The organism is Agromyces sp. Leaf222 (genome assembly GCF_001421565.1).
In the GTDB taxonomy this organism is placed as follows: domain Bacteria; phylum Actinomycetota; class Actinomycetes; order Actinomycetales; family Microbacteriaceae; genus Agromyces.
The window spans coordinates 2,683,627-2,701,895 of sequence record NZ_LMKQ01000001.1; the positions used below are offsets into that span (position 1 = coordinate 2,683,627).

The 18,269-nt window shown below is 71.1% G+C and carries 16 protein-coding genes; 2 read left to right on the top strand and 14 right to left on the bottom strand.

Going from position 1 to position 18,269, the window contains the following annotated elements:
* The first annotated feature begins 113 nt into the window (after positions 1–113).
* Positions 114–830, top strand: coding sequence for a TetR/AcrR family transcriptional regulator (locus ASE68_RS11990; protein WP_082462207.1), 717 nt, complete (start codon positions 114–116; stop codon positions 828–830).
* Between the two features lie 87 nt (positions 831–917).
* Here the strand turns inward: ASE68_RS11990 and ASE68_RS11995 are convergent, their stop codons facing one another.
* The 11 genes from ASE68_RS11995 to infC all read right to left on the bottom strand — a co-directional run bounded on the left by ASE68_RS11995 (position 918) and on the right by infC (position 10,637).
* Positions 918–1,322 (bottom strand): DUF1801 domain-containing protein, encoded by a 405-nt coding sequence (locus ASE68_RS11995; RefSeq protein ID WP_055858809.1) that lies wholly within the window; start codon positions 1,320–1,322, stop codon positions 918–920.
* Between the two features lie 63 nt (positions 1,323–1,385).
* Complete coding sequence (gene pheT, locus ASE68_RS12000; protein ID WP_055858812.1) at positions 1,386–3,926, bottom strand: phenylalanine--tRNA ligase subunit beta; 2,541 nt, start codon at positions 3,924–3,926, stop codon at positions 1,386–1,388.
* Between the two features lie 4 nt (positions 3,927–3,930).
* Complete coding sequence (gene pheS, locus ASE68_RS12005) at positions 3,931–4,971, bottom strand: phenylalanine--tRNA ligase subunit alpha (protein ID WP_055858814.1); 1,041 nt, start codon at positions 4,969–4,971, stop codon at positions 3,931–3,933.
* Between the two features lie 64 nt (positions 4,972–5,035).
* On the bottom strand, positions 5,036–5,962 hold the full coding sequence (locus ASE68_RS12010; protein WP_055858817.1) for an amino acid ABC transporter permease: 927 nt from the start codon (positions 5,960–5,962) through the stop codon (positions 5,036–5,038).
* Positions 5,959–6,609, bottom strand: coding sequence for an amino acid ABC transporter permease (locus ASE68_RS12015; RefSeq protein ID WP_055858819.1), 651 nt, complete (start codon positions 6,607–6,609; stop codon positions 5,959–5,961). Before ASE68_RS12015 ends, ASE68_RS12010 begins: the two co-directional genes overlap by 4 nt.
* A gap of 58 nt (positions 6,610–6,667) precedes the next feature.
* The gene (locus ASE68_RS12020; RefSeq protein WP_055858822.1) at positions 6,668–7,528 is read right to left on the bottom strand and encodes a glutamate ABC transporter substrate-binding protein; all 861 of its coding nucleotides are present in this window, start codon (positions 7,526–7,528) and stop codon (positions 6,668–6,670) included.
* A gap of 52 nt (positions 7,529–7,580) precedes the next feature.
* Positions 7,581–8,369 carry an amino acid ABC transporter ATP-binding protein gene (locus tag ASE68_RS12025; protein WP_055858825.1) on the bottom strand — a complete coding sequence of 263 codons (789 nt, stop codon included), beginning with the start codon at positions 8,367–8,369 and terminating at the stop codon, positions 7,581–7,583.
* A gap of 79 nt (positions 8,370–8,448) precedes the next feature.
* Positions 8,449–9,252: an RNA methyltransferase gene (locus ASE68_RS12030; RefSeq protein WP_055858828.1), complete on the bottom strand. Its 804-nt coding sequence runs from the start codon at positions 9,250–9,252 to the stop codon at positions 8,449–8,451.
* Positions 9,253–9,348: 96 nt separating this feature from the next.
* The gene (rplT, locus tag ASE68_RS12035; RefSeq protein ID WP_055858830.1) at positions 9,349–9,735 is read right to left on the bottom strand and encodes a 50S ribosomal protein L20; all 387 of its coding nucleotides are present in this window, start codon (positions 9,733–9,735) and stop codon (positions 9,349–9,351) included.
* Positions 9,736–9,767: 32 nt separating this feature from the next.
* Entirely contained in the window at positions 9,768–9,962 is a 195-nt protein-coding gene (gene rpmI / locus ASE68_RS12040) for a 50S ribosomal protein L35 (RefSeq protein WP_055858832.1), read from the bottom strand.
* Positions 9,963–10,016: 54 nt separating this feature from the next.
* On the bottom strand, positions 10,017–10,637 hold the full coding sequence (infC, locus tag ASE68_RS12045) for a translation initiation factor IF-3 (protein ID WP_082462208.1): 621 nt from the start codon (positions 10,635–10,637) through the stop codon (positions 10,017–10,019).
* A gap of 332 nt (positions 10,638–10,969) precedes the next feature.
* Between infC and ASE68_RS12050 the strand changes: the two genes are divergently transcribed.
* A complete protein-coding gene (locus tag ASE68_RS12050) occupies positions 10,970–11,398 on the top strand; it encodes a DUF1844 domain-containing protein (RefSeq protein WP_369800079.1) in 429 nt (142 codons plus the stop codon).
* Between the two features lie 87 nt (positions 11,399–11,485).
* Here ASE68_RS12050 and ASE68_RS12055 read toward each other — a convergent pair whose 3' ends face one another.
* From ASE68_RS12055 to ASE68_RS12065, 3 genes are read right to left on the bottom strand one after another with little or no spacing between them, the layout of a single operon-like run.
* Positions 11,486–12,265, bottom strand: a complete 780-nt coding sequence (locus ASE68_RS12055) for a DNA-formamidopyrimidine glycosylase family protein (RefSeq protein ID WP_055858835.1) — start codon at positions 12,263–12,265, stop codon at positions 11,486–11,488.
* Positions 12,252–16,802, bottom strand: a complete 4,551-nt coding sequence (locus tag ASE68_RS12060; protein WP_055858839.1) for an ATP-dependent helicase — start codon at positions 16,800–16,802, stop codon at positions 12,252–12,254. Before ASE68_RS12060 ends, ASE68_RS12055 begins: the two co-directional genes overlap by 14 nt.
* Before the next feature lie 60 nt (positions 16,803–16,862).
* Positions 16,863–18,236, bottom strand: coding sequence for a pyridoxal-dependent decarboxylase (locus ASE68_RS12065; RefSeq protein WP_055861288.1), 1,374 nt, complete (start codon positions 18,234–18,236; stop codon positions 16,863–16,865).
* Positions 18,237–18,269 lie beyond the last annotated feature (33 nt).

Genomic DNA, 18,269 nt, shown 5'->3' on the forward strand with positions numbered 1-18,269 from the left:
CGGCGTTGTCCAATTCGTTACACTGGCCGATGCAACGCGCAGTCGCATCGCCGCACATGGCGGACGACGCGTGACAGGATGGGTGCCGACCCAGCGAACCGAAAGCAGGTGCGATGACGACCGCGACCGGATCCAGCCGCCACGCCGCCTCGGGCCGCGCAGCGGGCGGCGCAACGGGCAGCGCCCCGAAGGTGCGCCTCGACCGCGACTCGATCGTCGCCGCAGGCCTCGAGCTCGCCGCCGACACGGCCGCCACCACCATCTCGGTCCGCGACCTCGGCGCCAGGCTCGGCACCGACCCCACCGCGATCTACCGGCACTTCCGCAACAAGGAGGCGCTCATGCAGGCGCTCCTCGACGAGCTGAACGCACGCTCGGTCGCCGCGGTCACCGCCGAACCCGAGGAATGGCGCGAACGCCTCCGGCAACTGGCCCGCGCGACCCTCGCCTCATTCACGACCTACCCGGCGATCGCGGTCGAGGCCACCGTGCTCACGACCCACGGCCCAGGCGAGCTCGACGCCGTCGAGCTCATGCTCGACGCGTTCTCCAGGGCAGGGCTCGACGGCGACGAGCTCGTGCGCCACTACGCCCTCATGGCCTCGCACGTGCTCTCGACCGCGGCCGGAATCGCCCGCGGGCGAGCCGGGCGGGTCGGCGACGACGACACGAGCCCGTGGTTCGACGGGCCGATCCTCGCCGACCCGCGCACGCATCCGCGCATCGCGGAGCTCGGCGTGAAGATGGCCCTCCTCGAGGACCGCGACCTCTTCATGCTCGGCGTCGAGGCGGTCATCCAGTCGGCCGAACGGGCCGCGGCGGCGCGCTGACCACGACGCGCGGAGCACGAGGAGCCTGTCCGGCACGGCTGCCGATCACGGCGATGGTCGGGGTGCGGCGACGATGCCTGCCACCGCTCACCCCCGCGCGTGGATCCACGAACGGTCGATCAGCGACGCGAGCACGTCGAGGTCGACGTTCGACAGGCGGCCGACCCAGAGGCATCCGGCCCCGAGCTTGACCTTGCCGAGGCGTTCGACGAGCGCTTCGCCGCCGGGAAGCTGGAGCCCGTAGAGCGCCACGTTCGCCTTGCGCGGCGAGAACCCGACGATCGGCCAATCGCCCTCGCGCCCGGTCTCGTATCGGTAGTGCTGCAGGCCGTAGCCGACGATCGAGGGGCCCCACATGACCGCGTCGGTGTCGGTCACGCGGTCGAAGAGCTCGCGCAGCACGAGGCCGTCTTCGCGCCGCCCGGCAGGCTCGACCGCGTCGAGGAATTCTCCGACGGATGCCCCGGTCGGAACGGTCTTCGGTTCGGCCATGGTTCAGGGTATCGCCGGGTCGGAGCTTCCGACAGCCCCCGACCCGGCGAACCGCAGGCCCGGTTACTCGCGGATCGCGGCGCCCGTGCGCTCGCCCGCGAGAGCCGCGCCGGCGAGCTTCGCCTCGCTCGCCTCGGCGGCGGTCAGCGTGCGGTCGGCAGCGCGGAAGCGCAGTGCGAACGTGAGGCTCTTCTGCCCCTCCGGCACGCCCTGGCCGCGGTAGTCGTCGACGAGGTGCAGGGCCTCGAGCAGTTCGCCCGCGCCCTCGACGACGGATGCCGCGACGACCGCAGCGGGAACCTCGACGCCGACGACGAGCGAGAGGTCCTGCGTCGCCGCCGGGAACGTGCCGATGGCATGCGCCTCCGGCTGCTCGACCGCGAGTCCGATGACGGCGTCGAGGTCGAGCTCGAGCACGGCGACCACGCGCGGCAGGTCGGCCTCCTCGGCGATCGCGGGAAGGAGTTCTGCGGCGAACCCGACGGGATGTCCGTCGACCCGCAGCTCAGCCGTGCGTCCGGGGTGCATCGTGTGGTGCGACCCCTGCACGACCTCGAACTCGGCGCCGACCGCGAGGCCGATACGACGCGCGGCGTCGAGGGCGTCGACGATGCCCGCTGCGACCGCGGCCTGACCGGGCTGCTTCGTCACGGCATCGCCGACGAAGAGCGCGGCCACGTGACGCGGCTGCGGCGGGATGCCGGCATCGAGCTCGGCGATCGCGTCGTCGCCCGGCAGTGCGGCGCCGACGGGCAACTCGCTCGTGCCGTACTCGCGACCCGTCTCGGGCAGGAACACGAGCCCCTGCTCGAACAGGCCGAGGTCGACGAGGCCGCGCGAGCGATTGCGCTTGGCCGCCGCGACGAGACCGGGCAGCAGGGAACGGCGCAGCACCGGGTTCGTCGCATCGAGCGCGTTCGCGAGCCGCACGGATGCCACGGGCGACCCGTCGGCGCTGCCGAACTGCCGGTTGTCGGCCTCGTTCGAGAACGGGAAGGAGAGCACCTCGGTGGCTCCCCCGACCGCGAGCGCGTCGGAGACGCGGCGACGGATGCGCTGCGAGCGCGTGAGGCCGCGGCCGGGCGGGGCGACGGGCAGCACCGACGGGATGCGCTCGTAGCCGCCGAGTCGCGCGACCTCCTCGACGAGCTCTTCACGGCCGGTCAGGTCGGGGCGCCACGACGGCGGAACCACCGAGAACCCGTCGTCGACGCCGTCGTGGCCGCCGAGGTCGGCGACCGAGGCACCGATCTTCTCGAGCGAGGAACGCACCTCGGCGTCGTCGTAGTCGACGCCCGTGACCCGCGAGACGAAGCCGCGCGGCAGCACGATCGCCTGGCGCGCGGGAACGTCGGCCAGCACCGAGACGCCCTCGGCCGTGCCGCCGGCGAGTTCGACCATGAGCTGGGCGACCCGCGCCGAGGCGGCCGCGGCGATCTCGGGGTCGACGCCGCGCTCGTTGCGCTTGGACGCCTCGCTCGGCAGCTTGTGCCGACGGGCCGTGCGCGCGATCGACACGGGGTCGAAGTTCGCGGCCTCGATGAGCACGTTCGTCGTGCTGTCGGAGATCTCGGTGTCGGCGCCGCCCATGACGCCCGCGATGCCGATGGCGCCGCGATCGTCGACGATCAGGAGGTCCTCGACGTGCAGCGCGCGCTCCTTGTCGTCGAGCGTGGTGATCTTCTCGCCCGGCGTCGCACGGCGCACGACGATGCCGCCCTGCAGCTTGTCGAGGTCGTATGCGTGCGTCGGCTGCCCGAACTCGAGCATGACGTAGTTCGTGATGTCGACGAGCAGCGAGAGCGAGCGGATGCCGGCGAGCTTCAGCCGCGCGATCATCCACGCGGGCGTCGGGCGCGTGGGGTCGACCCCGCGCACGATCTGCGTCGTGAAGACGCCGACCGCGGCACGGCCGCGGATGGGGGCGTCATCGCGGAGCTCGACGGGGAACGGCGCCGACGCGACATCCGGCGCCGGGTGCACCAGCGCGGGGTCGCGGAAGGCCGCACCCGTGGCGTGCGAGTACTCGCGGGCGACGCCGCGGATCGAGAAGGCGTAGCCGCGGTCGGGCGTGACGTTCAACTCGACGGCCGTGTCGTCGAGGCCGAGCAGCGCGATCGCGTCGGTGCCGACGGGCGCGTCGATGCCGAGCGTCGACAGTCGCAGGATGCCGTCGTGGTCTTCACCGAGGCCGAGCTCGCGCGCCGAGGCGATCATGCCGTCGGAGACGTGGCCGTACGTCTTGCGGGCCGCGATCGGGAACGGGCCGGGCAGCACCGCACCGGGCAGGGTCACCACGACCTTGTCGCCGACGAAGAAGTTGCGGGCGCCGCACACGATGCCGTGCACGGCCTCGCCGCCGTCGGCCGCGGTCTCGCCCTCTGGCGCGACACGCACCTGGCACCAGCGGATCGTCTTGCCGTTGGACTGCGGCTCCTCGACGAACTCGAGCACCTCGCCCACGACGATGGGGCCGACGAGGTCGAACGTGTGCACGCCCTCCTCCTCGAGCCCGAGCTCGACCAGGGCGGCGTGCACGTGCTCGGGCGTCGTTCCGGGAACGAGCTCGACGTACTCGGCGAGCCAACTCAGCGGCACTCGCATGTCTTCAGACCACCATTCCGAACTGCTGGGAGAACCGGATGTCGCCCTCGACCATCTCGCGCATGTCCTGCACGCCGTCGCGGAGCATGAGGCCCCGCTCGATGCCCATGCCGAACGCGAACCCCGTGTAGACCTCGGGGTCGATGCCCGCCGAGCGGAGCACGTTCGGGTGCACCATGCCGCATCCGCCCCACTCGATCCAGCGCGGACCCGTCTTGAAGGTCGGGTGCCAGAAGTCGAGTTCGGCCGACGGCTCGGTGAACGGGAAGTAGCTGGGGCGCAGGCGCACCTTGGCCTCGTCGCCGAAGATCGACTTCACGAAGTGGTCGAGGGTGCCCTTGAGGTGCGCCATCGTGAGGCCCTTGTCGACCGCGAGGCCCTCGAACTGCATGAACACGGGCAGGTGCGTGGCGTCGAACTCGTCGGTGCGGTAGACGCGACCCGGCGCGAGCACGTAGATCGGCACCTCGCGGTCGAGCATCGAGCGCACCTGCACGGGGCTCGTGTGCGTGCGCATCACGAGGTGGGCCTCAGGCGGGTCGACGAAGAAGGTGTCCTGCATCGCGCGCGCAGGGTGGTCGGCGTCGAAGTTCAGCGCGTCGAAGTTGAACCACTCGCTCTCGACCTCCGGCCCCTCGGCGATCTCCCAGCCCATGCCCGTGAAGACGTCGCACACGCGGTCTTCGAGCAGGGCGAGCGGATGCCGCGAGCCGGCGGTGTACCGCGACGGCAGCGCCGTGACATCCACCGCCTCGGCCTCGAGCTGGGCCGCCGCCTCAGCGGCGACGATCTCGTTCTCGCGGGCGGCGAAGGCCTGGTTGACGCGGCCGCGGGCCCCGCCGACGAGCTTGCCGAGTGCGGCCTTCTGGTCGTTGGGGACATTGCGGAGTTCGGCGTTCAGCTGGGCGAGTTCGCTCTTCTCGCCGGTGTGCTCGGCGCGAACGGCCTTCAGCGCGGCGGAATCGCCGGCCGAGGCGATCGCGGCGAGCGCCGCGGTGACCGCGGACTCGACGGACTGCTCGGTGATTTCACGGGGCTCGGACACGAGAGACGAGTCTAGCGGTCGGCGCTCGGTCGGGCTGCCGGGGTCGACGGCCGTCGTTGATCAGTCAGCCCTGACTGTTTCCCTCGGACTGCCGAGCCGACGCGACCGCCTGTGCCATCAGCAGCGCCTGGTTCGGATCCTCGACCGCAGCACCCTTGCCGGTGTGGTAGCGACGATCGGTGCGCCGCGCCAGCCAGCGCGCGAACCACGAGAGCGAGAGGTCGATCACGAGGTAGAACACGAAGGCGATGCACCACAGGGTGAACAGGTAGCGATTGCCGTAGAAGCTGCCGAGGTTGTTGAGGGTGACGCGGAGCAGCTCGGGATAGCCGACGATGTACGCGAGCGAGGTGTCCTTCAGCAGGACGACGAGCTGGGCGACGATGATCGGCAGCATCTGGCGGAACGCCTGCGGGAACTCCACGAGCATCTTGGACTGCAGCGGCCGCATGCCGACGCTCAGCGCGGCCTCGCGCTGACCCCTGGGGAGGGCCACCAGACCCGCACGGAGCGTCTCGCCGATGAGGGCACCGTTGTAGATCGCGAGCGCGGAGACGACCGCCCAGTACTGGCCGGTGCCCGCGACGAGCAGGATGAAGAGCATCATCAGCAGCACGGGCATGCCGCGGAAGAATTCGATCAGCACGGCAGTGGGAATGCGCACCCAGGCGATCGCCGAGCTGCGGAGCAGCGAGAGGACGATGCCGATCGCGATGGCGAGCACTGCGGCGACGGCCGCAGCGCGCAGCGTTCCCCAGACGCCGACGCTGATGATGAAGCCCCACATCTCGGGGTCGGCGACGATGGTCCAGCGCACGGTGTCGAACATGCCCGGAAGCGTGATGCCGCCGGACTCGCGCGGCGCATTCAGGGTCGCGAAGACCCAGCCGAGGCCCGCGACCACGACCACGGCCGTGACGGCCGAGAGGATGCGGGAGAGGCGACGGGCCTTCGGGCCGGGCGCATCGAACAGGACACTGGCGCCGCTCATCGCTGCACCACCCACTTCCGCTCGAGTTGCGTCGCGAGCAGGCCGAGCGGCACGGTCACGATGAGGTAGAAGAACGCGACTCCGATCAGCACGGCGATCACCGCGTCGCCGTTCGCGTTCGCGAGCGTGCGGCCGACGCCGAACAGCTCGCTCACGAATCCGACGCCGCCGACCACGGAGGTGTTCTTCGTCAGGGCGATCAGGACGTTGATGAGCGGCGGAATCGTCATGCGGAACGCCTGCGGGAGCACGATGAGCGAGACCGTCAGGCCGAAGCCGAGGCCCAGGCTGCGGGCGGCCTCCGCCTGGCCGACGGGCACGCCGTTGATGCCCGAGCGCAGCGCCTCGGCGATGAATGGCGACGTGTAGACCGCCAGGGCGATCATGCCGGCGATGAGGTACGGGAGTTCGGACCCGAGGATCGGGAGGATGATCGCACAGAAGATCACGACGAGCGTCAGCGGCGTGTTGCGGATGATCTCGGTGTAGACCGTGGCGATCACGCGCAGCGTCGCGATCGGCGAGATGCGCATCGCGGCGATGAGCGTGCCGAGCACGAGCGCGCCCGCACCGCCGACCGCGAGGAGCAGCAGCGTCACGCTGAAGCCCTCGAGGTAGAGCGGAAGATTCGCGATGACGACGTCCACGCGGGTCCTCTCGGTGGAGGAACGGGTCCGGACCGGAAGCGGCCCGGACCCGTTCGGATCAGTAGCGGTCGACCGCGGGCGGGTCGACGAACGGCAGCACGGTTCCGGCCGTGGAGTTCCACGCCTCCTCGTAGCGCCCGTCTTCGTAGGCCTCTTCGAGCACGTCGTTGATGAACATGCGGAAGTCGGTGTCGTCGAGCTGCACGCCGATGCCGTAGGGCTCCTCGGTGAACGGCTCGCCGACGACCTTGAACTCGCCCTCGTTCTGGGCTGCGAGGCCCGCGAGGATCACGTTGTCGGTCGACACGGCGACCACCTTGCCGCTGCGGAGCGGCTCGAGGCAGTTGGAGTAGGTGTCGGTCTCGAGGACCTCGGCACCGAGCTCCTTGAGGTTCGCCGCCGGAGTCGAGCCCGTGACCGAGCAGACCGGCTGGCCGACGAGGTCTTCTTCGCTGGTGATGTCGTCGTTGTCGGCCAGCACGAGGATCGACTGCCCGGCCATGTAGTACGGACCCGCGAAGGAGATGACCTCCTTGCGCTCGTCGTTGATCGTGTAGGTCGCGACGACGAGGTCGACCTGGCCGCCCTCGATGAACGGCTCGCGGTTCGCCGAGACCGTCTCGGTCCAGGTGATGTTGCCCTCGTCGATGCCGAGCTCGGAGGCGATGATCTTGCCGATCTCGACGTCGAACCCCTCGGGCTCGCCCGACGGGCCGACCAGGCCGAAGAGGGGCTGGTCGAACTTCGTGCCGATCGTGATCTCGCCGGCCTCCTGCAGCCGGGCCATGGTGGTGCCCGCCTCGAAGGTGGGTGCGGGCTCGTCGGAGCCGGCGTCGTCGCTGCCCCCGCTGCTGCAGCCCGCCAGGGCCAGTGCGGCGGCCGCTGCGGCCGCGACGAGGGCGATTCTCATGCGTGTCATGTCCGTTGCCTCTTTCTGGTGGTGGTTCCCGGTCGCTCGTGGCGACCCGGGTCTAGTGGTCGAGGATCTTGGAGAGGAAGTCCTTGGCGCGGTCGGACTTCGGGTTGTCGAAGAAGTCGGCCGGGGTCGCCTCCTCGACGATGCGGCCGTCGGCCATGAACAGCACCCGGTCGGCCGCCTTACGGGCGAAGCCCATCTCGTGGGTCACGACGATCATCGTCATGCCGTCTTTGGCGAGGCCGACCATGACGTCGAGCACCTCGTTGATCATCTCGGGGTCGAGCGCGCTCGTCGGCTCGTCCATGAGGATGAGCTTCGGGTTCATCGCGAGCGACCGGGCGATCGCCACGCGCTGCTGCTGGCCTCCGGAGAGCTGTGCGGGCAGCTTCTTCGCCTGATTGGCCACACCGACGCGGTCGAGCAGTCTCATCGCCTCGGCCTCGGCGGCCTTGCGCGACATCCGCTTGACCCTCGTGGGCGCGAGGGTGATGTTCTCGAGCACGGTCTTGTGCGCGAACAGGTTGAACGACTGGAAGACCATGCCGACATCGGCGCGAAGCTTTGCGAGCGCCGCGCCCTCTTCGGGGAGCTTCTGGCCGTCGATCGAGATCGAACCGGAGTCGATGGTCTCGAGGCGGTTGATCGCACGGCACAACGTCGATTTGCCGGATCCGCTCGGGCCGATCACCACGACGACCTCGCCGCGATTCACGACCGTGTTGATGTCGTTCAGCACGTGCAGTTCGCCGTAGTGCTTGTCGACGTGGTCGACGACGACCAGGGGTTCGCCACGACGGACCGAGATGTTCGACGTCGGCGGCGCTGGCTGGGTCGGGTCCATACCCCCAAAACTAGGGGGCGAAGGGCACCGAGATCAGGATCGCACGCGGTTGGTTACCTTTTCGTAACCCGCGGGGCGCTCAGGCGCTGCGCTGGGCGAAGGCGCTCTCGTACAGGCACACGGATGCCGCGGTCGCGAGGTTCATCGACTCGGCATGCCCGTAGATGGGCACCGTGACGACCCGGTCGGCGAGCTCGAGCTGCTCGTCGAGCAGGCCCCTGGCCTCGTTGCCGAACAGCCATGCCGTGGGCTTCGCCAGCGTTCCGTCGGTGCGCGCCGCGAGGAGGTCGTCGCCCTTCACGTCGGCCGCGATCACCGTCAGGCCGGCGGCCCTGGCGCGCACGAGCACGTCGGCGAGGTCTGCGCCGACCGCGACGGGCACGTGGAAGATGGACCCCGTCGAGCTGCGCACGACCTTGGGGTTGTAGAGGTCGACCGCGCGACCCGTGAACACGACCGCGTCGGCGCCCGCGGCATCCGCTGCCCGGACGATCGTGCCGGCGTTGCCGGGGTCGCGCACCTCTTCGAGGATCGCGATCAGCTTCGGGGAGGCCGCGAACACGTCTTTCACGGCCGTCGGGAACTGCCGGCAGACCGCCACGAACCCCTGCGGGGTCACCGTGTCGGCCATGGAATCGAGCACCTCTTCGGTGACGTACTCGATCTCGAGGTCGGCTTCATCGGCCGCGGCCACGATCTCGGGATGGCGTTCGAGCGCCGTCGGGGTGGCGAAGAGCTCGAGCACCAGCTCGGGCCGGAACCGCAGCGCCTCGGAGACCGCCTGCGGCCCCTCGAGCAGGAACAGCCCACTCTCGGAACGCGACGCCTTCTTGGCGAGCTTCGCGACCGAGCGGACACGGGGAGACCTGGGGTTCTCGAGCATGACGCCAATTCTAGGGCGGGAACGCGGAACGGCCCGGCACCGCCCTGCTCTCACGCAGGGGGTGCCGGGCCGTTCGACGTCAGTCGAGGCTGCTGCTTACGCGGCGGTCTTCGGAGCCGAGGTGTCGGCCGGGAGGGCCTTCTTGGCCGACTCGACGAGCGCGGCGAACGTCGCCGGCTCGTGCACGGCGAGCTCGGCGAGGATGCGACGGTCGACCTCGATGCCCGCAAGGCCGAGGCCCTGGATGAGGCGGTTGTACGTGAGGCCGTTCGCACGCGAAGCCGCGTTGATCCGCTGGATCCAGAGGCGACGGAAGTCGCCCTTCTTCTTGCGGCGGTCGTTGTACGAGTAGACGAGGGAGTGGGTGACCTGCTCCTTGGCCTTGCGGTACAGACGCGAACGCTGGCCGCGGTAACCCGCAGCGCGCTCGAGGATGACGCGACGCTTCTTGTGGGCGTTGACCGCCCTCTTCACTCTTGCCATGACTCTGTTTCTTCCTTAACGGGTCTCGCGGCTCAGCGGCCGAGAAGCTTCTTGATGACCTTGGCGTCGGGGGCCGACACGACCTTGTCCTGGTTCAGACGGGCCTTGCGCTTCGAGGCCTTGACCTCGAGGTTGTGGCGCATTCCGGCCTGCTGCTTCTTGATCTTGCCGCTGCCGGTGATCTTGAAGCGCTTCTTGGACCCGGAGTGGGTCTTCTGCTTCGGCATCTCGTGTGTCTCCTTGGTTCTGCCGCCAACTCGTGGCGGACGTGGGTGTCTGGCCTACGCCTCTTCGGCGTCGGCCGTCTGCGTCTCGGCCTCGCCGTCGGCATCCGCCGACGGGCGCGACTTCGCCGCAGCACGCTGTGCATTCGCCTCGGCCTTGGCCTCGGACTTGTTCTTGAGAGGGGCGATCACCATGACCATGTTGCGGCCGTCGATCGTGGGGTTGTGCTCGACCGTGCCGAACTCGACGACGTCTTCGGCGAAGCGCTGCAGGAGTCGGACGCCCATCTCGGGGCGCGACTGCTCGCGGCCTCGGAACAGGATCATGGCCTTGACCTTGTCGCCGGCCTTCAGGAAGCCGATGGCGCGCTTCATCTTGGTCTCGTAGTCGTGCTTGTCGATCTTGAGACGGAACCGGACCTCTTTGAGGATCGTGTTCGCCTGGTTGCGCCGGGCCTCTTTCGCCTTCTGCGCAGCCTCGTACTTGAACTTGCCGTAGTCCATGATCTTGGCGACCGGGGGCTTGGAGTTCGGAGCGACCTCGACGAGGTCGAGATCGGCTTCCTGCGCGAGCCGCAGGGCCACCTCGATCTTCACGACGCCGACCTGCTCTCCTGCGGGACCAACGAGGCGGACCTCGGGAACGCGGATACGGTCATTGGTACGGGGATCGCTGATGCGGGTACTCCTCTACTCAAGCTTCTTCACTCGATGGGAGACCGGATGCCGCCCACCGTTTCGAGAGCGAAGATCCACGCACGCCGAACGGAATCACACCATTCAGCACTGCGGCCCCCTGACTACCCCATGTCTCGCGATCGTTGCCGATCTGGAGCCATGCGGCGGAGGGCATTCAACCCGGTAACCTTGATGAAGCGGTAAGCGCGGGTGGGAGAATCTCCACTTTCGTACTGGGACAAGCCCAGCCGTACTGGGACAAGCCCAGCCGTGCCGGGGACATGCCCCGGCGTGCCGGGTGCGAGACCCGGACCGAACGAGTCTAGCAGAGGATGTCTGTGATCGAGAATTCAGACGAGCCCACTTTCGCCGGCGGATCCCACGAGGATCACGCCGACGGCCACACCGAACACCACGAGGGCGACCTCGAGGAGGCGCTCGACGGCGCCACACGCGACATCGCCGAGGTACCGGCGGTCGAGATCATCACGACCGCCGCCGTGCACCTCATGAGCGCCGCCGCGGTCAAGGTCGGCCTCGCCGACGACCCCGAGTCGCAGATCGACCTCGACGAGGCCCGCAAGCTCATCAACGCGCTCGCCGGGCTCATCACCGCGGGCGCTCCCGAGATCAGCGACATGCACGCCCGCTCGCTGCGCGACGGACTCCGTTCGCTGCAGCTCGCGTTCCGCGAGGCATCCGTCATCCCCGACGCCATCGGCCAGGGGCCAGGCGAGAAGTGGACCGGCCCGGTCAACTGACTCAGCCCGCCCACCGCACGATGGGGTCGCCGCAGCTCGCGGCGACCCCATCGTCGTTCACGGGGCTCTCGTGCTCACGTCGCCGGCTCACCGCTGGCAGTTCGGGCACCAGAACGTCACGCGCTCCTCGAGGTCGGTGCGGCCGAGCTCGCCGCGCTCGATGCGCGTGCCGCAGCGCCGGCACGGTTCGCCGGCGCGTCCGTAGACCCAGAGCCGCTGTCCGCGACGGTCGACTCCGGTGGTCACCCGCGCGGAGCGGTCGCGGTTGGCGAAGATGAGTCGCCGCCCGAGCGACACGACCGCCGGCAGGTCGGGCACGCTCGACACGGGTCGATGCGGTCGGATGCCGCGGAGGAAGCACAGCTCGTTGGCGTAGACGTTGCCGAGGCCCGCGAGGTTGCGCTGGTCGAGCAGGGCGACGGCGACGGGCGTCTCCGGACTCGCCTGCAGCCGGCGGACGGCCTCGTCGGCGTTCCAGTCGGGGCCGAGCAGGTCTGGGCCGAGGTATTCGAGGGCCGCCGCCTCATCGTCGCGTCGGAGCACCTCGAGGAGCCCGAGCTCGAAGCCGATCGCCGTCGCGTCGGCGGTCTCGAGCACGACGCGCGCGAGGTGCGCCGGTTTCGGCCAACGCTCCCCCGGCGCCACGATGCGCCACTCGCCCTCCATCTTCAGGTGCGAATGGATGCTCCAGGCGGGCGTGCGGATGAGCAGGTGCTTGCCCCGGGCGACGACCTCGTCGACGCGCTCCCCCGCGAGATCGGCCGTCGCGTACCTCGGCACCCGGAAGTCGGTGCGCACGAGCTCCGCCCCGGCGAGTGCCGCGTGCAGGCGAGCGGCCGCCCGGAAGACGGTGTCACCCTCTGGCATCGAGTCGCAGCCCCTTCGGCGTCTCGCCGAATCCCGCGGCCCTCAGGGCATCGCCGAACGGCGTACCGAGCACGAACGCGCCGTTGACGCTCTCGACGGCGAGGCGTCGCACCCGCCCGGTGCGCACGAGCGCGGCGACGGCATCGGCGGCCTGCCGCAGCACGGCAGGGTCGTCGACGTACGCGAGCATCGTCTTGCCGCCGCGTTCGACGTACGCCACGAGCTCGCCGTCGGCCACGACGACGAGCGCGCCCGCCTTGCGTGCCGCACGATGGGAGCTCTCGCCCGGTGGGTCGGGCCAGGGCAGCGCAGCGCCGTAGGCGTTCGCCGGGTCGGTCGCCGCGAGCACGAACACCTTGCGCGCGTCGTCCGGCCGGTCGTCTCGATCGGCGAAGCCGCGCAACCGGTCGACCGCACCGGGCCCGGCGAACTGCGCGGCGCCGAGCGCCTCGACGAAGTATCCGCGGCGGGCCCGGCCAGACTCCTCGAACCCGCTGAGCGTGCGGTACACGAGGGCGAACCCGCCGAGCACGCCCTCGGCGACCGCCGTGCCGCGAGTGACGACGCCGTGGCGGTCGAGCATGGTCTCGGCGAGCGCATGGGCGCGTCGGGTGGCATCGGAATCGGGCACGGGCAGGATCGACCAGCGACCCGCGACCGACGGCGGCCCCGAGCGCAGCACCGCCGACGACGCGCGCGGAAGCGAGCGGCCACGCATCATGCGGGAACGTGGAGTCGGGCGGGTCGTGCGGTGGGCGCTGCGGCCGCCGGAGATGAGCGAGCGCACCGGCGCGAAGGTGTCGTTCGTGACGAGGCCGGCCCACACGAGTCCCCACAGCGCCTCGACGAGTTCGTCGTCGACGACCGGGGCATCGAGTCCGCCGAACCGGCCGACGGCGTCGGAGAGCTGGCGGAAGAAGTACGCACCGCCCGATGCGAGTGCGACGAGCACCTCGCGCTGCAGCGCGGTCGTCTCGACGCCGATCGGCGGGTCGAGCGTCAGCGGCGCCGATTCGGCGAGGTGCAGCGTGATCCAGCCGTCGTCGCCCGCGAGCGAACCGGACCCCGCCCAGACGACCTCGCCCGTGGTCATCAGCTCGTCGAGCATCGTCGGGCTGTAGTCGGAGACGCGCGCGGGCAGCACGAGCGTCTCCCAGGCGGATGCCGGGAGGCGGACGCCCTCGAGCTGTTCGACCACCGAGAGCACGCCGTCGATGCCGTGCAGCCGGCCGCCGACGTTCTGCCACTCGGGCAGGAACCGCGCGAGCACGGCCTGCGGCACGGGTTCGACCTCGTGTCGGAGCGCGGCGAGCGATCGCCGCCGGATCTTGCGGAGCACCTCGGCGTCGCACCACTCGGTCGCGGTGCCGTTCGGGCGGAACTCGCCCTCGACGACGCGGCGCTCGTCGGCGAGCCTGCGCAGGGCGCCTTTCGCGACCGCGACGCCGATGCCGAACCGGTCGGCGACCTCGTCGGCCGCGAACGGCCCGTGGGTGCGCGCGTAGCGACTCACGAGATCGCCGAGCGGGTCGCCGACGTGCTCGGCGAAGGCGACCGCGACGCCCGGTGGAACCGGCACGCCGAGCGCGTCGCGCAGGCGACCGACGTCTTCGATCGCCGCGACGTGCTCTCGCCCGGCGAACGTCAGCCGCACCGCGCGGCGCGCGGCCACGAGCTCGTCGACGGCGGCGACCGGATCGGTCTCGTCGTTCACGCGCTCGGCGAGCTCCTCGACGGTGAGGGGCCCGAGCCAGCGCAACGCGTCGGCGACGCCCTCGGCGCCGCGCACGCGGCGGTCGTCGGCGAGCCGCTGCAGCTCGCGCTCGGTCGTCGTGATGACCCCCGGATCGAGCAGCTCGCGCAGTTCGACCCGGCCGAGCAGCTCGCCGAGCAGCGCGGTGTCGATCGCGAGGGCCGCGGCCCTGCGCTCGGCGAGCGGCGAATCGCCCTCGTACATGAACGCGCCGACGTAGCCGAACAGCAGCGAGCTCGCGAACGGGCTCGGCGACTCGGTCGTGGTCTCGACGAGGCGCACACGGCGCGCACCGACATCCCGAGCCAGTTCGACGAGGGCGGGCACGTCGTAGACGTCTTGGAGCACCTCGCGCACGGTCTCGAGGATGATCGGGAACGTCGGGAACGCACTCGCGACCTCGAGCAGCTGGGCCGAGCGCTGGCGCTGCTGCCACAGCGGCGAGCGCCGCCCCGGCTGGTAGTTCGGCAGCAGCAGCGCTCGCGCCGCGCATTCGCGGAAGCGGCTCGCGAACAGCGCCGACCCGCCGACCTCCTCGGTCACGAGCTGCTCGAGCTCGTCGGCCTCGAACACGAACAGGTCGGAGCCCGGCGGGTCGACGCCCGTGTCGGGGATGCGCACGATGATGCCGTCGTCGGCCGCGATGGCGGCACCGTCGACGCCGTGCCGCTCGCGGACCCGTGCGGCGATGGCGAGCGCCCACGGCGCGTGCACCGGCATGCCGAACGGCGAGTGCAGGATGACGCGCCAGTCGCCGAGCTCGTCGCGCGTGCGCTCGACGACGAGCGTGCGATCTGACGGCACGTGTCCGGTGGCCTTCGCCTGGTCGGCGAGGAAGGTGACGAGGTTGCGCGCCGCGAAGGCATCGAGCCCGGCCGCCGTGACGCGTTCGAGCGCGGCGGGCTCGTCGGCCGAGGCGATCTCGCGCATGAACGCGCCGAGCGCGCGCCCGAGCTCCGCGGGTCGGCCGAGCCCATCGCCCTTCCAGAACGGCACCCGGCCCGGTTGCCCGAAGGCCGGCACGACGTTGACCCGGTCGAAGGTGATCTCTTGGATGCGCCAGCTCGTGGCCCCGAGGGCGAAGACGTCGCCGACGCGGGACTCGTAGACCATCTCCTCGTCGAGCTCGCCGACGCGCCGCCCACCCGACTCGTCGCCGACGAGGAAGACGCCGAACATGCCCCGGTCGGGGATGGTGCCGCCGCTCGTGACGGCGAGGCGCTGCGCGCCGGGGCGGCCGACGAGCGTACCGGCCTCGCGGTCCCACACGAGACGCGGACGGAGCTCGCCGAAGCGGTCGGACGGATAGCGTCCGGCGAGCAGGTCGAGCGTGGCCTCGTAGGCCGAGCGCGGCAATGCGCCGAACGGGGCGGCCCGGCGCACTGCGTCGAACCACTCGTCGACGTCGAGGGCGTCGAGCGCCGAGGCGGCGATCGTCTGCTGGGCGAGGATGTCGAGCGGGTTCGCGGGCACCCGCATGGTCTCGATCGCGCCGGCCAGCATGCGCTCGCTCGTGACGGCCGCGTGCACGAGGTCGGCGCGCTGCTTCGGGAAGATCACCCCGCGCGAGACCTCCCCCACCTGGTGGCCGGCGCGCCCGAGCCGCTGGAGCCCGCTCGAGACCGACGGCGGCGACTCGACCTGCACGACGAGGTCGACCGCGCCCATGTCGATGCCGAGTTCGAGGCTCGATGTGGCCACCACGCAGCGGAGCCGGCCGCTCTTGAGGTCGTCTTCGATCTCGGCGCGCTGCTCCTTGCTCACCGACCCGTGGTGCGCTCGCGCGAGCAGCGGTGGCGCCCCAGCGGTCTGGCCCGACTGCGCCATGACCGCGGCGGGGGGCCCGCTGCCGGCGGCCCCGACGAGCAGCGCCTCGCGCTCGGACGCCTCGAGCGCGAGCTCGTTGAGTCGTGCCGTGAGCCGCTCGGCCAGGCGCCGGGAGTTCGCGAACACGATCGACGAGCGGTGCGCGAGCACCTTCTCGAGGATCGCCTCTTCGACGTGCGGCCAGATGGAGCCGGTGGCATCATCGCTCGCGGGCAGTTGGGCCATGTCCTCGACGGGCACCACCACGCGCAGGTCGAACCTCTTCTCGCTCGGCGGCGCGACGATCTCGACCGGGGCGCTCGCGCAGAGGAACCGCGCGACCTCCTCGACGGGGCGCACCGTGGCCGAGAGGCCAATGCGCTGCGCCGGCTTCGGCAGCAGCGCGTCGAGGCGTTCGAGCGAGAGCGCGAGGTGGGCACCCCGCTTGGTGGCGGCCACCGCGTGGATCTCGTCGACGATGATCGTCTCGACGGTGCGGAGCGTCTCGCGCGCCTGCGACGTGAGCATCAGGAACAGCGACTCGGGCGTCGTGATCAGGATGTCGGGGGGCGTGCGCAGCATCGCCCGCCGCTCGTTGGCCGGGGTGTCGCCCGACCTGACGCCGACGCTGACGTGCGGCGGCTCGACGCCGAGCCGCTCGGACACGCGGGCGATGCCCGTGAGGGGCGCACGGAGGTTGCGCTCGACGTCGACGCCGAGCGCCTTCAGGGGCGAGAGGTAGAGCACCCGGGTTCCGGGCGGAGCGCCGTCGGCGCGAGACGGCGGCTCGGTGTGCAACCGGTCGATCGCGGAGAGGAACGCCGAGAGCGTCTTGCCCGACCCGGTGGGGGCGACGACGAGCGCGTGCGCGCCACGCCCGATCGCCTGCCACGCGGCGGACTGCACCGCCGTCGGCGCGCGGAACGACTCCGCGAACCAGGTTCGCGTCGCTTCGGAGAAGGCCTCGAGCGCGTGCACCCCTCCATCCTGCCGCCCACGGCCGACACCGGGACCTCCGGCGGCCGGATCCGCGTCGGGTCAGCGCGCCAGCACGCGACGGACGGCGTCGAGCGTCGCCTCGGTCGCCGCGGCATCCGTGCCCCGGTTGCTGACCGAGAACCGCAGCACCTCGCCCCCGCGCCAGCGCGACGGGTGCGCGAGCGCGACGCCGTCGTCGTCGAGGGCGCGCGCGATCCCCGCCACGTCGCGGCCCTCGAACCCGGCGCAGACCTGCGTGAACACGACGTCGTTCAGCACCTCGACGCCGTCCATGCGGCGCAGGCCGTCGGCGAGCGCGAGCGCCGAGTCGACGAGCCCGTCGACGAGGTCGGCGACGCCCGAGCGGCCGAGCGTGCGCAGTGCCGCGTACGTCGGCACGCCTCGCGCCCGGCGCGAGAGCTCGAGCACTCGGTCGGCCGCGTCGATGCCGGTCGCGGCCGCCGGCAGGTAGGCCGCGTGCATGGTCATCGCGGCCACGAGCGGTGCCGGGTCGGCGACGGCGACGATGCCGGCGTCATAGGGCACGTTGAGCGTCTTGTGCGCGTCGGTCGCCCACGAGTCGGCCAGCTCGACGCCCGCCACGAGGTGCCGCAGGCGCTCGCTCGCCGCGGCCCAGAGCCCGAACGCGCCGTCGACGTGCACCCACGCGCCCGCCGCGTGCGCGAGGCCGATGCACGCCTCGAACGGGTCGGACGCCCCGGAGTGGATGTTGCCCGCCTGCAGGCACACGATCGCGGGGCCCGTGCCCTCGGCGAGCGCGGCCTCGAGCGCGGCCGGCAGGATGGCGCCCTCGTCGTCGGTGGCCACGTCGATCGGCCTGCCGAGGCCGAGCCAGCGGAGCGCGACATCCACCGACGGGTGATGCTCGTCGCCCGCGAGCACCCGGATGCGCGGCGCCCCTTGGATGCCGTCGACCGTGTCGTCCCACCCGACCCGTTCGAGCACGGCGTGCCGCGCCGCGGCGAGCGCCACGAGGTTCGCGACGGTCGCCCCGGTCGTGAACCCCGCGACCGAGCCCTCGGGCAGGCCGAGCAGGTCGCAGACCCACTCGCCTGCGAGCTCCTCGGCGGCGTTCACCCCCGGCGTCACCTCGCGGAGCGCGGCATTCTGGTCCCATGCGGTCACCAGCCAGTCGGCGGCGAGCGGCGCCGGCGCGGTTCCGCCGATCACCCATCCGAAGAATCGCGGCGACTGCATGACGATCAGGCCCGGCTCAACGGCCGCGCTCAGCGCCTCGACGACCGCCGCGGCATCCATGCCCTCGTCGGCGAGGTCTCGCCCGAGGGCGTCCTTCACCTCGTCGATGCCGGCGGTCGGCGCGATCGGTCGATCTCGAACGCCGTCGAGCCATCGGCCGGCCAGCCGCGCGGCGGCCTCGAGCGGTTCGTGGAACTCGTCTGCGGCTGCGGGCATCATCGCTCCTTCTCGGCGCGATTCTCCACCCGC

Coding starts and splice junctions, on each gene's coding strand:
- pheT (WP_055858812.1), bottom strand. CDS start 3,926: ATGCGAGTGCCGCTGAGTTGGCTCGCCGAGTACGTCGAGCTCGTTCCC.
- rplT (WP_055858830.1), bottom strand. CDS start 9,735: ATGGCAAGAGTGAAGAGGGCGGTCAACGCCCACAAGAAGCGTCGCGTC.
- ASE68_RS12030 (WP_055858828.1), bottom strand. CDS start 9,252: ATGCTCGAGAACCCCAGGTCTCCCCGTGTCCGCTCGGTCGCGAAGCTC.
- ASE68_RS12010 (WP_055858817.1), bottom strand. CDS start 5,962: ATGAGCGGCGCCAGTGTCCTGTTCGATGCGCCCGGCCCGAAGGCCCGT.
- ASE68_RS12020 (WP_055858822.1), bottom strand. CDS start 7,528: ATGACACGCATGAGAATCGCCCTCGTCGCGGCCGCAGCGGCCGCCGCA.
- ASE68_RS11990 (WP_082462207.1), top strand. CDS start 114: ATGACGACCGCGACCGGATCCAGCCGCCACGCCGCCTCGGGCCGCGCA.
- ASE68_RS11995 (WP_055858809.1), bottom strand. CDS start 1,322: ATGGCCGAACCGAAGACCGTTCCGACCGGGGCATCCGTCGGAGAATTC.
- ASE68_RS12050 (WP_369800079.1), top strand. CDS start 10,970: ATGTCTGTGATCGAGAATTCAGACGAGCCCACTTTCGCCGGCGGATCC.
- ASE68_RS12025 (WP_055858825.1), bottom strand. CDS start 8,369: ATGGACCCGACCCAGCCAGCGCCGCCGACGTCGAACATCTCGGTCCGT.
- ASE68_RS12055 (WP_055858835.1), bottom strand. CDS start 12,265: ATGCCAGAGGGTGACACCGTCTTCCGGGCGGCCGCTCGCCTGCACGCG.
- rpmI (WP_055858832.1), bottom strand. CDS start 9,962: ATGCCGAAGCAGAAGACCCACTCCGGGTCCAAGAAGCGCTTCAAGATC.
- ASE68_RS12065 (WP_055861288.1), bottom strand. CDS start 18,236: ATGCCCGCAGCCGCAGACGAGTTCCACGAACCGCTCGAGGCCGCCGCG.